At 34.1% G+C, this 13,712-nt stretch carries 10 protein-coding genes; 2 read left to right on the top strand and 8 right to left on the bottom strand.

Going from position 1 to position 13,712, the window contains the following annotated elements; all coding sequences use genetic code 11:
• Positions 1 to 14 precede the first annotated feature (14 nt).
• The 8 genes from H2O64_RS23245 to H2O64_RS23215 form a co-directional block, all read right to left on the bottom strand.
• Entirely contained in the window at positions 15 to 236 is a 222-nt protein-coding gene (locus H2O64_RS23245; RefSeq protein WP_187564644.1) for a hypothetical protein, read from the bottom strand.
• Between the two features lie 90 nt (positions 237 to 326).
• Positions 327 to 2,060 carry an AraC family transcriptional regulator gene (locus H2O64_RS23240; RefSeq protein WP_187564643.1) on the bottom strand — a complete coding sequence of 578 codons (1,734 nt, stop codon included), beginning with the start codon at positions 2,058 to 2,060 and terminating at the stop codon, positions 327 to 329.
• Positions 2,061 to 2,220: 160 nt separating this feature from the next.
• Positions 2,221 to 2,355 carry a hypothetical protein gene (locus H2O64_RS24265; RefSeq protein ID WP_262890660.1) on the bottom strand — a complete coding sequence of 45 codons (135 nt, stop codon included), beginning with the start codon at positions 2,353 to 2,355 and terminating at the stop codon, positions 2,221 to 2,223.
• Positions 2,356 to 2,443: 88 nt separating this feature from the next.
• Positions 2,444 to 3,352, bottom strand: a complete 909-nt coding sequence (locus tag H2O64_RS23235; protein WP_187564642.1) for a thiopeptide-type bacteriocin biosynthesis protein — start codon at positions 3,350 to 3,352, stop codon at positions 2,444 to 2,446.
• Positions 3,345 to 5,600 (bottom strand): lantibiotic dehydratase family protein, encoded by a 2,256-nt coding sequence (locus tag H2O64_RS23230; RefSeq protein WP_187564641.1) that lies wholly within the window; start codon positions 5,598 to 5,600, stop codon positions 3,345 to 3,347. Before H2O64_RS23230 ends, H2O64_RS23235 begins: the two co-directional genes overlap by 8 nt.
• Positions 5,601 to 5,610: 10 nt before the next feature.
• Positions 5,611 to 6,828: a lanthionine synthetase LanC family protein gene (locus H2O64_RS23225; protein WP_187564640.1), complete on the bottom strand. Its 1,218-nt coding sequence runs from the start codon at positions 6,826 to 6,828 to the stop codon at positions 5,611 to 5,613.
• Between the two features lie 136 nt (positions 6,829 to 6,964).
• Positions 6,965 to 7,780: a tetratricopeptide repeat protein gene (locus H2O64_RS23220; RefSeq protein ID WP_187564639.1), complete on the bottom strand. Its 816-nt coding sequence runs from the start codon at positions 7,778 to 7,780 to the stop codon at positions 6,965 to 6,967.
• Positions 7,777 to 8,334, bottom strand: coding sequence for an RNA polymerase sigma factor (locus tag H2O64_RS23215; RefSeq protein WP_187564638.1), 558 nt, complete (start codon positions 8,332 to 8,334; stop codon positions 7,777 to 7,779). Before H2O64_RS23215 ends, H2O64_RS23220 begins: the two co-directional genes overlap by 4 nt.
• Before the next feature lie 165 nt (positions 8,335 to 8,499).
• On the opposite strand from H2O64_RS23215, the gene H2O64_RS23210 reads away from it, so the two are divergent.
• Positions 8,500 to 11,904 (top strand): zinc-dependent metalloprotease, encoded by a 3,405-nt coding sequence (locus H2O64_RS23210; RefSeq protein ID WP_187564637.1) that lies wholly within the window; start codon positions 8,500 to 8,502, stop codon positions 11,902 to 11,904.
• 103 nt (positions 11,905 to 12,007) lie between these two features.
• On the top strand, positions 12,008 to 13,309 hold the full coding sequence (locus H2O64_RS23205) for a S8 family serine peptidase (RefSeq protein ID WP_187564636.1): 1,302 nt from the start codon (positions 12,008 to 12,010) through the stop codon (positions 13,307 to 13,309).
• The last annotated feature ends 403 nt before the right edge of the window (positions 13,310 to 13,712 follow it).

Raw genomic sequence — 13,712 nt, 5'->3', positions numbered from 1 at the left:
CTTGATTGTTTTAATTACTCAATTCCAGTATTAGTAGGTGTGCCAGCGGTTTTTAATGTCCCATTATTGGTTACCGTGTTACAATCTGTATCATCAGCATCTCTTGTCTTGAGACAAGCAGCGTCAATTGTTACAGTCCTTTGAGGGTTTGCTCCTACTGTATCTCCTCCTCCAAATATTGTATGAAGATTATTTATTTTTGAAATTTTTACTTTTTTTAATTTTAGTGATTTCATAATAATTATTTGTTTTAGTTTAACAATCTAAATATCTAAAAAAAATAGCTAACTTCTTAACGATGCTTGTGACATTTTATAAAACATCACTTATGTATCTTTCTGATTTTGAAGGTTTTTGATGTAATATGACGGGTACATGCTTGTTTGGGATTTAAATGCTCTTGAAAAGGTTTCTGAACGCTTAAAACCAAATTCTTTCGCAATCGCTTTGATAGTATATGAACGTAATTTACTGTCATTTTTAAGTTTAATTAATGCTGCATTGATACGCAATTCTGATAGGTATGCTTTAAATGATTTTTCTTTATAGGTATTAATTACGTTTGATAAATAGGAAGTGTTTGTTTTTAGTTTTTTGGCAACATAACTCAACGTGCAATCTTGTCGTAAATACAATTCTTTTTCTTCAAAAATTTCTAAATCTTTTAAAATTTGTAGTGCATTTTTATCCGTTACAGGATTGGAATTTTCTTTTGCCAACACATCTGAAGTTATTTTTTCTTTAGGTTGTTCTAGCTTTTCAATAGTTACTAATAATTCTTGAAAACGTTTTTTATTCTGTTTTTGCTTTTGTTTAAACCAGATAAAAAATCCTATAAAAGTGATCGCCAATACACCTAATAAAGCATATAGGTATTTTGCTCGTTTTTGTTGTTTAAGATTGTCATTTCCTAAAGAAGTTATTTCTTCTTTTAGTGGGTCAATTTCATATTTTTTATAAATCGTATTATTTAGTTGAGTATTAATACTGTCATCTTTGCGGTCAATTTGGTCATAATAGTTAAAATGTTCTTCTGCCTTCTTTTCATCACCAACTTTGATATATGATTTACGTAATAGTTGATGCACTTCTTTTTGATCAGAAAAGGCCATTTTATTTTCACTGACAATAGCCAACGCTTTTTCAAGATAGGTAATGGTTTCTGTATATTCCTCTTTCTGAAAATAGCTTTTTCCCAAGTAAAAATAAGGTGTTACAAGTTGATTTTCATTTTTAAGCTCTATAAAACCTTTTTCTACTTTTTTAGAAATGATAATCGTTTTATCGTAGTTTTTCTTTTGATAATTTATAATGCCATCATTCATTAAGATAATTAGGCAAGCGAGATTAGTTTGTGCTCCAACACACGATTCCATTGCTAAATTATTGTAGTTCTCCGCATCAGTAATGTTTTTCATTCTTAGATACGTATCTGCAATGTTCATTAATATAATCCGCTTGTACCTCAATTTTTCTCTATTTCCATCAGCTACTTTTTCAAGTAGTGCTAAGCTTTCTTTTAAAATAACAAGTGCTTCTTGGGGATTATTATGCGATTTTTTAAGGTGAGCAATATTAACAGATACGGTAATGGAGTGAATAGGTTTGCCTGTTAAATCCGCATATTTTTTAGCTAAAAGATATTCGTCAAGAGCTTCAAATTCTTTTTCCAAATCGGAAAGAATATTTCCTTTAAGATTATAATTTTCAAATAGCAAATAGTAGTTGTTTCGCTTTTTTGAAATCTGTATGGATTGCTCGATAGCATGTAAAGACGCATCGTATTCAGCAAGGTAATAGGTTGAAAATGCAATGCAATATAAACTTTCTGCTACTTTTCCTTGATCGTTTTTTTGTTGGGCAACACGTTTTGCTTCTGTTGCGTATACTGTTGCATCAGATGGATTTGAAAATAAAACAGTTTGATATAATTTAATCAACTCTTTATACGATTTTCCTTGTAAAGAATCGGTTTGTGCATTCAGCGAAAGCGAAAATAAAAATAGAATCGCAACTGATGTAAAATAAAATGTTGAAAAAGATGGTTTTTTAAGACGCATTATTGAAATGTTTGGGCGAATCGGTTTATACAAGTATAACGGTTTTATGTGTAGAAAAAAAATATGCGCGGTAAAAGACGATTCCTTTAGTACAAAAGGGTTGTAACAAAAAAAAGTCTAGCAATTTGCTAGACTTTTTTGTGATTATTAAAAATTAATATTAACAATTATCGTTTGAATCATTAACCCCTACAGTTCTTAATGTACCTGTGTTAGTACCACCTTTAATTGATTGTGTCTTCAAAGTAGAAATTACTTTTTTTGCTAAACGTAGTTTTGAATGTTGTTTTTTCATAATTTATAAAGTTTTAATTTATACACTCATATAACGTAATTTAAAACTAGGATATTGTTGCTTTTCTTATAATTATATGTTAAGAATACTATTTCTTCTTGGCTTTATTCATGTGCTTTTTACGCGCAATCATTGATTTGTAATAGCGATATAAGAAATCGTAACACACCATTTCGTGAATACGGTTTTTAGACTTGAATAAACGATTCATGAGCATGTGCATGTAACTCCCCATAAGGTCGTTAAGCGGCATAACTAACGTTCCGTCTTCGTTGTGCTTTAAAATGGCAGCAGCAATATCTACAATTCCTTCTTCTTTCTCGGTTAAAACGTCTAAAATTGGTTCGTAATCTGGATTTTCCTCAGCGGTAAATACCATAAATTCTTCAATTTTTTTACGCTCCGCTCTAAATTTATCATCTAACTGCTTTTTTAACGGGCGCGACATTCCAAATTCATTTCCGAATCCAGTTTTTAAACGATCCATGAGCTCCAACTTCTCATCATCGGTATATTTATAACTTGATAAATGTGAGTCCATGGCTCTGATAGAAAATAACCAACGCAATTCTTCACCTTCATCACCTTCAATCATGTCAATGAAGTCTACCATCATTTTACTATCATGGTAAAACAAATCTTCACCCAATTCCATGGTGTTGATTCCGTAACGTTCAATTTCTCGTTGATACGTATCAATCTGAATTTTATAAATTAAATCTTGATCGATAAATTCTTTAAATTTTGGATACAATCCGTTAATGATCATTCCAATATTTTCAGGCTTTGTATAGTGAAAACGAACTCTCACATGATGTTTTGGATCGGCATATCGTATAAAGAACCATTTGTCAATAATTCCGTGTTCTATAAGCTGCTCTGCTATGGGTTTTATAATTTCCGTTAGCACAGCATCTGAGGTTTTTGGTCCTGTATAAATTTTATAATACAGCCAACTATCTCCTAAAATAAAATTTCTTTGTATTTCGTTATTCATTGGGCTGCTTGCTTTGAGTTAATTTTTCTTCATTATAAAATGAAACTACTACTTGGTTTGTGTAATATTCATCTCCTTCTTTTACAACACCGCGTTCGCTAAATAGGAATTCGGTAAGTTTAAACGAGCCTCGCTTGCTTACAGTGTCTAGTAACATGCGTGTAGAAGTAAGGTTTCCAAAGTTGATAAGCAATTCATTATCACCATCGGCAAGCATTACATATTGCGGAATTTTTAAGCTATCGCGCAATGCTTGTATCGCTTCCGTTAGTTTATCATTGTCATTTTTACTTTTTATTAATGGCTCTATGTGACTTTTCTTTAAGTTCCAAGTAGCATCGTGTAAGATTAAGTTATTAAACTCAACACGTGGCAAAAACGGATATTCATTGGCAAAAGGTCCTAATCCGAAACCAACGCCACTTCTAATTCCTTGCGTTTGCATGTCTGATAAGAAGTGGTAAATAGGCAATGAATTTGCAGAATAGTTATGTGCATTGGTTAAATGCGGAACGATTTCTTTGTTATTTTTTTTAGAACGCAATAATACTTTGCTGTGGTTTTTTACAGAAACCATTAAATCGTCAATTGGCAATTGATCTTCTTCGTCTTTGATCGATTTTGCCAAATACGGAATTTCGTATTTACGTAAATCTGGACGCATTAAAATATTTCCAACTCTCGATTCTGGAAGATGCACAATTTCGGCTAAGATTTTGTCTTTGTTCATCTCTGCTTCCATATCCACCATTTCTTGTGTATACTTGAAAAGTTCAGGATCACCATGACAGAAACGACCTAATAAGTTTGCTGCACTAGATCCGCCACCACCGCTAAACTTAATTTTCTGTGCGCCGTCTTTATCTTCTAAAATTTCAATCATGCACGACATTGTATCTGGAAGATCGTTCCAGTTGAGGTCGTAATCTTTAAAATCGGCTGCATCAATCTTAATAATATAATCGTCGTTTTTAAAAGCTTCAATCAGTTTATCTTGAAAGTATGAATTGATAGAAGACCAACGAATTTCCATGACAGGATTTTTAGATTGCCTTCCTGGAATCATAATGTTATCTACTAACGGATTTACGTCTCCAGCACCTTGATCTTGCTTGTAGCCAATTCCAATTTCAACATCTAAAGCCGTCGAAAGCGGAACTTCACGTTCTTCAAAACGTTCGTGAAAAGCATCTCTAAATTTCGTAAGCGTTGTTGTTGATTGTGGAAACGTCAATCGGTTTAATAATGCATATCCTTTTTGAATGTCATCAACAACAGTTTGACTTAGTGTATTTTTTGTGTTTTCCAACACCATATCGGTTTGGAACATAAACTTCAACTCAAAATCAGTATCTAATTGCTGTAAAAATTCACTTAATTCTAAGTATACTTTTGGATTATTCCCAATAGATTGATCAATTTTAGTAATTTTTTTATCGGCTTCTTTCAACGCTGCCAATATATCTTCAACACCTTGCAAGCGTTCCAATACATTACAAATTTGATCTAAGAATTCAGGACCAGAAACCGAAGGTTCTAGTTCACTAATTAGCAACTGACTTGATACTAATTCTTCAATGAACTCTGTAGCTTCTTCCATTGAAATTTCATCATCAACTAATAAAGCTGCTAGTTGTGATAAAGAAGCTCCATGAGAAGCTTTCTCTAAAACGATGGCTAAGTATTCCGTATCATCAACCGCAACAATATGGTGATGTCTTCTACTGTTAAAATATTTATATTCTATATAACGTAATTGCGGTCCGGCTTTATAAATACTTGAGTTTGGAAAGAATAATAATTGCTCTCTAATTTTTTTATTCGTTATCAAATCTTGCGAAAGTGCTACCAAATAATTCATATCTAGTCGCGTATGACGCTTATTTTGATCCGAACCTTTGAGTTTGATATCTGTTTCTTCGCCAAATTCACCTACCGAACATCCTGCAAATAATCCAAATGGTGTACACCTGGAAGACATTCTTGAGATATATTTTAAGATAGAATAACGTAGTTTTTGTTCTTTTTTAGCATCGTCCATTTCGCCGTTGAGCCATCTGTCTATTTCTTCAAATAAAGAAGGCGAAGCTAAAAATAATGCTTCTCTCACAATAGGATTTGTACAAACCGTTCTAAAATCTTCTTCTGAGATTTCTTTTTTGGCTGTCAATTCTTGATAGGAAGTGAATGAGAAAAGCGGTGTTCGTAATATATATTTTGAAAAATTCTTATATGGATTTTTACTCATCTGTTTCTTGTTAACTTATCATTAAACATTCATCCCAATTTGTATTGTAATCTGCTAAATAATCAAGGATGGAAAGTCCAATTCCTGCAATTCCTTCGAGCAGTGATGTTTCTGGCGCCCAACTTTTATCAACACCTTTCCATTGCATGTATCCTGCATATCCATCTTCATGGATTCCTCTGTCGATTCCGTCCTGCATCCAAAATTCAAAAGCATCTTTAAATTCTTGTTCACCAGTTTCTCGGTACATACGTAAGAACATTTGTGCATTTCCGTACGAACCATGACAAACTCCCGCATCTCTTACCAAACTATCTTCTTGCTTGATTCTTGCAGCAGAATGTTTTAGTACTTCAAGTGCAGTAGCTCCTAATTCTTTATCATTTAATGTTTTTGAAGCATACCAAAAACGCATCCCAACACCAAGATCACCATAACACCATGCCAAACGGCTTTGCCCGTTTTCAGCTTCTTTTTCATCAGTTACCCAACTTGGAAAGATAGAGTATGGCTTTTCTTCAGGACTTTTATGACTCATGATGTATTTGATAGCGCCTTTTAACATTGGCTCAGCTTTCGCTTTGAAATCGTCGTATACATGGAGTTTTGTTAAGATTCCGACAATGCTCGACATTCCATGAGAAAGACTCAAATTGTATCCTCTTTCTTTGGTTTCGATGCTTAATTCAGATTCCCATTTAGTTTTTCCATCGCCATCATCTTCAGACAAGCCTTCTAGCAATTCCATAAATTCATTAAGGAACGTGACGTATTTAGCTTTTAATTCGTCTGATTTTGTATTTCGGTATCGATTTAAGAAGTAAAAAGCATATCCAATGGCACCATGAAGGAAATCGTAATTTCCATTTTTCATATCAGTCACCATAAATGTGTGAATATACTGGTCTAACTCAGGAAGTAAATCGTCATTATCAGCATCCATAAATTCTTCTTGCTCCAAATGATCTAAAACCCAACCTGCTCCTGCAATTCCTGTACAGAATGTTGGATAACTATATCCTTCATTAATTTTATCAATACAATCGGTTAACATTTCTACACCAATATCAGCGTGATCGTCAATATCAAGATATTTGGAATAATAAAACTGAAATAACGAAACACCAGCGAGTCCTGCTAAAACTCCTATTTGCGTTTCTTCTTTATATTTCGATTTAATAATTTGATCAATTTCTTTTAACTTTTTTTCTAAGAGCTCTTTATTCATAATTTTTAAGTAATTCAAGTTTTGGTCTACTCAAATTAAAGGCTTTTTTTATTTTCTTACAAGTGTATGGATGAGTATCACCTATAAAAAACCGAATATGTTATCGAAATTTATAAAAATGAGGAAGATTTTTGTATTATTTTAACTTTTTGAGCAATTCTTTGGCTTTTTCGTAATTATAATTGCTTGGATTTTCAACTAAAGTCTTCAATACTTTTTTAGCATTTTCAGCATCATTTTGTTTCAAATACGTCAAAGCTGTGTACCAATATGCTTTATGATCATCTACGGTATTACTGTTTTGTAATTGGTTAAATGTTTGAAGAGCTTCTTGATAATTCTCAAGTTCCATGTGTGAAACTCCGATATACAATTGTATTTGCGGATTGTAAGTGGCACTTTCTTGTGCGTATGTTGTAAAAATTGATAAAGCTTCTTGGTATTTTTCTTCTTGAAATAAAGTGCTCGCTTTCGCTAGATTGTTGTTGGTGTCACTTTTTGTTTGAAACGAAGGTAAACTCGCCCAATCGTGGTATTGCTCAAACGCATCATCTGCGGTGATAGATTGCATAAACGAGAAATAAAACAACGTACATACTGCGGCGATCGCAACAGCAGATGAAATATAATAGAAGTAAGACTTTCTGCTTCTTGAAGTTGTTTCTTGATTTGTTGTGTGTTGCTGAATAGCACGAATCTTTTTAGATACATCAGCAACATCATCGGCTCTAAACGCATTGGCAAGTGCTTTCACTTCTGCAATTGTTGCATTACTTTTTACAGTCCATTTGTCTTCGTTGTACACACCTTCTAGTGTCGAAAACGTATCAACAAACGAAGCAAGTTCGGCGTCATTTTCAAGTTGGACTTCAAAGGCAGCTTTTTCAGCTTCATTCATCTCATTGTTCAAATATGACGCAATTCGGGAATAGGTTTGGTCATCAAAACTCATAATTTCTTTATTTTGGAAAACTTAGTGTCTTCCTTAATTAGCTTGGTTAATTTAGCTTTACATTTAAAAACACGTTGTCTAGCAACTACTTTTGATGCATACGAAAACGTTTCCACGATTTCTTCATACGAAGTACCACCAAACAATAATGTCAATACTTTTCTGCAATTTTCAGAGAGTAATTGAAACTTTTCAATATACAATTCCCACTGTTCTTGCTCTAGCAATGCATAAGCATTTTCTGTTTCTTTGTCTTCAAGTTCAACAACATTGGATTTTGTTACCCGTTTTTTATTTAATTCTCTTCGCCAAAGGTTTTTGCAAGTAGTAAAAAGATACGCTTCAAAAGAAGATTTAATTACTAGTTGCCTGTTTTTTAGACGGATATACAATTGTATTAGGGCGTTGTGAAAAACATCTTCGGCATCAGTAATAGTCCCTTTGTTTTGTAAAACAAACGTTTTAACCTTTGAAAAAAACTGATCATATATTTCTTGCAATACAGTCTCTTTTCCAGAGCGAAGACCTTCAATAAAATAAGCATCATTTGACATAAAAATAGGGTTTGCAAAAGGCAGTTCTAAATTTAATGAAATAAATCGGGTAACAAAACATCTTGGGCGGAACTATCTCATGAATTAATTCATTTCATGGGCGGAAACCCGAAAAGCCTTTAACCAAAATAGAGTAGGGATAACCAAAAACCAAACATTTTAATTATGAAAAAAGTTTATGTTTCAATGTTGCTCCTATTATTTGGAATGACATTCATGGTTGCTCAAACGTTAAAACCTGTGGCTGCAGAAGTAGTCAATACTAAGGCAAAAGGAACATCATTTACAGATGTTAGTAGTCTTATACAACTACAGGAAAACAAAGAGCAATTAACAGGTCTCAAGGACGCTTCAAAAGTTTCCTTATTTATGTACAATCAGGATTTTTTCCAAAATTCCTTAGCCAATCAGAAAAAGAGAGCGATTTCAATGACACTTCCATTAGAGACAAACTTCTCAGTGGTTGTTGATCTTGTAGAAGTTTCTCAATCTTTTTACGATTACACAGTTACCACACTTTCTGGAAAAGAGCATTCTAAAAATGATATTGCAAAGCATTATCGAGGAATTGTTAGAGGGAAAGAAAGTACAAGTATTGTTGCAGTTAGTTTTTTTAATTCTCAAATGATGGGAACTGTTTCCATAGAAGGAAAAGGATCTTACAACATTGGAAAATTAAGAAATAAAGATTCGCATATCATTTTCAATTCAGAAAATGTACAAAACGAATCGTTTGCTTGTGATGAAGTAGATGCTGGTGGTGGAGATGCTTTACCATATACTGTTGGAGATATAATGACTTCTAACCCAAGTGACTCTATGGATAAGTGTATTAAAATATACTTTGAAGTAGATTATGATATTTATCAGCACTTTAGTAGTAATACAGCTGATGTTGAAAATTTTGTAATAGGATTGTTCAATCAAACAGCAACCATCTATCTAAATGAAAGTGTCAATGTTGAAATTTCTGAAATCTTTGTATGGGATACACAAGATCCATATACAAGTTCATCTTCTGTGACAAATTTATTTACATTTAGAACAACGAGACCGGCTTATAATGGCGACTTGGCTCATTTACTAACTTACAGAAGTAGTTCTGCAGGTGGAGTAGCGTTTGTTAACGGATTATGTAGTGAAAATGCATCGTATGGACATACTTCATTATTTCCATCTTTTGCGAGTTACCCAACGTACTCTCGTCAAGTAAAAGTAGTAACACATGAAATTGGTCACAATCTAGGATCAAGACATACACATGATTGTGTTTGGAATGGAAACAGTACACAGATTGATGATTACGGAAGTGTTTTACCAAGTGGAACGCCAAACAATCCACAACCTTGTTTTACAGCGCCAGGAATCACAAACGTGACACCAACTATTATGAGTTATTTTGATAGCTATGGGCATGGTACTTTTCCTATGAGTAATGGATTTGGAACGCAACCAGGAAATGTTATCAGAAATACTGTTGCCAATGCAGATTGTATAGATGAATGTGAAGGTAATTGTACAGCAGAAGTTTCTTATACAATTAACGGAGCACCAATTACATCTCCAGGTTCTTATACAATTGAAGAATGTCTTTTCCAATGTGTAACGGTAGCTGCAAATGGCGATGTTTCGTCTGTAACTTACACAAGCAATGGGAATGTTACAAGTCCTTCTGCAGGTGTATTTTGTGTACAGCCAGGAGGAACTAATTCATTTACTGTAGATATCGCAGGTATTGATACTTGTGATGATCCTTTTAATGAAACGGTAACGATTAATGTAACTCCTTGTACACATGAAAACTGTTGTGATGCAGATAATAACTTATTATCTAACGGAAACTTTGATAACGCATCTTGTACAGGAAGTACAGCATTCGGAGACGGTTGTGTGGTAGATTGGACAGCAGTAGCTGGTTCTCCTTCATTACATGGAGTAGATCGTTTTGCTTGGATGTGGTCGTATGGCGGCGGTGGAGAAGCTATTGAAGCTAACTTTAACTTCGAAGAAGGTGTAACGTATGATATTTGTTTCAGACTTCTTACAGATGATAGAAATACAGGAGATCCTAATGTAGCAAATAATGCAACTGTAAATTTAGTGGCTACAAATAGCCCAGGAAATGTTACTGCAACGCCTAATGGACAAATTATTTTCCAAAATACTATGGGAGATTATCTAAACAATTGGCAAAATGTAACACTTAAATTTACACCAGATGCAGATTATACTCATTTATGGATATTCCCATTCATGGCAAATGCTTCTGATGGTACAAGCCAATCAGAAATGAGTATTGATGATATTGTAATTTCTACTTGTTGTGATGACGAACCTGAAATTGTTCCATATTGGCAACATCCAAACTGTCCAGAAGTAGTATGTACTGCTGATCAGTGGCCAATACATGTACTGAGTGCAGACGGAACACCTATTACCTCAGCTGGTGGAGTTATTATCTCTTGGGATAATTTAGATACTGCGGTAAATGAAAATATTCTTGCAGATTGGATTTATGCATCTCCAGGAGAACATTGGCAAGCAACCATTACCTATCCAAATGGATGTGAGTATATAATCACATACCTTGAAGATTGCTGTGATGAAGATATCTTTATCAAAGTACTAGAATGTCCTTCAGATGATCAATTACTAACGTATGAAGCGTCTATAAAAGAAAGAATGGAAAAATCAATAGAATCGAAGGCTGTAAGTCAGTTGCAAGATGAATTAGATCTTTTACATGCGTATATGAACGCTCGTGTTGATGGTGAAGATTGTGATCCGTGTGAATTAGGAATTGTATTCATAGAATTGGTAGATGCTAACGGAGATCCAATTGATTTAAGTATTTATGATACATTCAGTTGGTCAGATGGTGGATTTGGAGCTATGAGAGCATTTCCATTACCAATGGCTGGACCAGTTTGTTTTACAGCTACAAATATAGAGTATGGAAAAGAATGTGTGTACCAAGACTGTTTCTTCTACGAATGTGAAGATCCATGTGGAGTACCTACAAACTTACAATACGACTGTAGAAGAGCAAATCTAACTTGGACAGGTGATGCTACGCAAACATATACTGTAGAAGTAAATTGGGACGATCCTGCATGTTGTAGAGGTGGTGCTAACCCGACTTCAAGTCGATGGGAAGTTACAGGAACTTCGTTCCAATTACCATTCATCAACCAATCAGGATGCTTTAGCTGGAGAGTTGGAGTTAAATGTAAGGACGAAATTGTTTGGTCTGATTTAGCATGTGGAAGTTGTGATACAAGACCACAAGAACCAGGCCCAGGTACTAGCGTGAAAACGTCTGCTAAGATTTCGCCGAATCCAAATGACGGTAATATGAACATTGAAATTTCAGGAAACGACAAAACGCCATTTACTGTAAAAGTATATCGTTTTGATGGAGTACTAATCAAAACTTTCAATGAAAATCGTATTGAAAATCAATCAATTACAATATCTTGGAATGGTAAATCTGTATTAAGCAAAGGAATGTATTTCTTCGTGATCACTACAGACAAAGAAACCATCACTAAGAAAGTTATTATAGAGTAAACATATATAAATAATGCAAGAGAATTCCAGCCAATTTCGGTTGGCTGGAATTTTTATCATACCTAAACCATTATTACATTAATTAATTTAAACGTAAAGAATTATGAAAAAAGTAGTAGTATACTGTTTTGCATTGCTATTGATGACGTTTGTTAGTTGTCAAAAAGAAGCAATCAATACCGAAGAAACTGAAATTGCAAAAGAAGAAATTACACAAAAAGGAGGCGCGTCAAGTGCAAACGAAGTAGGGAACGAACTGGTTATCTTATATCCAGAAGGAACTACGGAAGCTGAAAAAATAATAAAAAGAGCCCAATACAATATTTTAGAATATAAAAAATGCGAATGCGCTGATCCAAACTTAGAACTTTGGGTTTTTAGTAAACAACAGTCTAGTGGTGGCGGTTTGGAAGAGAAAAAGGCAACAGCTAAATCAGATGAAGAAATTGAAGGTGCAGAACTTAATCCAAACATTAAAATAAGTGAAACTATGTTTGTCGATTTTGCAGGTATCGCAAGTACTGATGATGGATTACTCAAACGTGTTGCAACCAATCAAGGCGTAACCGTGGCAGTCTTAGATACAGGGATCATGTATGATTACGAAGGTTTTACACAACCTTTTTTATACAATAGTGATCAAAATGGTTGTAACAATAATGGATACACCGAACTGTTTGGTTGGAATTTTGTGAGAGATAATAACAATCCATACGATGATCATCAGGGAAGGCATGGAACGATTGTTTCAAAACTAATTGCTTCTAAATTTGAACAAGCAACTATAAATTACCAAATATTACCCGTAAAAGTGGCAGACGAAACAGGAAACATTCGCTATTTTGATGCCTTATGCGGATTCCAATTTGCAGCAAATAAACCAGATGTAAATATAATCAACATGAGTTTTGGTTGGGATCATCATAATCGTGAATTGCTAGAAAAGTTCATAGACGAAGCAGTAGATATATTGGTAGTAACATCTGCAGGAAACAAAGGGTTTAATAATGATACAACACCACACTTTCCTTCTTCCTATGAAAGTGAAAATATCTTGGCAATTGCCGCATTAAGAAATGGAAATTCTGGATATAACAATCCCAATGCATCTGTGTGGGATGTAGCTAATTCGCCAAACAGTAATTCTGGCTTGGCAGCTTTCTCTAACAGAGGAACCATTTCTGTAGATATTGCCGCACCAGGCGAAAATATTCCTTTCACTTATAACAATGAAATACTATATGTAAACGGAACTTCATATTCAGCAGCATTAACCTCTGGATATAGTGGAACACTATATACAAATGGAATGTCTGGAATTGCTTTAAAAATGACAGTTATAGAAAATAGTATCTACGATATAAATTTATCAGAAATACAATACTCAAAACACATTCCGGACTAACCTATAGTTTAAATTAGGTTTAGGTAATCTTGCATTTAGACTATTCAAAAGAGGAGTTGCAAAACTCCTCTTTTACCTTAATGAAACTCAACATTGAGAAGTCTGCAAGACGCACGCAATGTTGTAAGTTGAATTAATCCCGTTGCATAACGGGATCTCAAGAATCAATAGTTCTAACTCAATAGTGAGAAGTCTGCAAGACGCACGCAATGTTGTAAGTTGAATTAATCCCGTTGCATAACGGGATCTCAAGAATCAATAGTTCTAACTCAACATTGAGAAGTCTGCAAGACGCACGCAATGTTGTAAGTTGAATTAATCCCGTTGCATAACGGGATCTCAAGAATCAATAGTTCTAACTCAACATTGAGAAGTCTGCAAGACGCACGCAATGTTGTAAGTT

Origin of the sequence: Kordia aestuariivivens (assembly GCF_014397005.1) — a bacterium.
Taxonomy (GTDB): Bacteria; Bacteroidota; Bacteroidia; order Flavobacteriales; family Flavobacteriaceae; genus Kordia; species Kordia aestuariivivens.
Note: the sequence above shows the minus strand (reverse complement) of the source record. Positions and strands in the feature narration are given on the sequence as shown.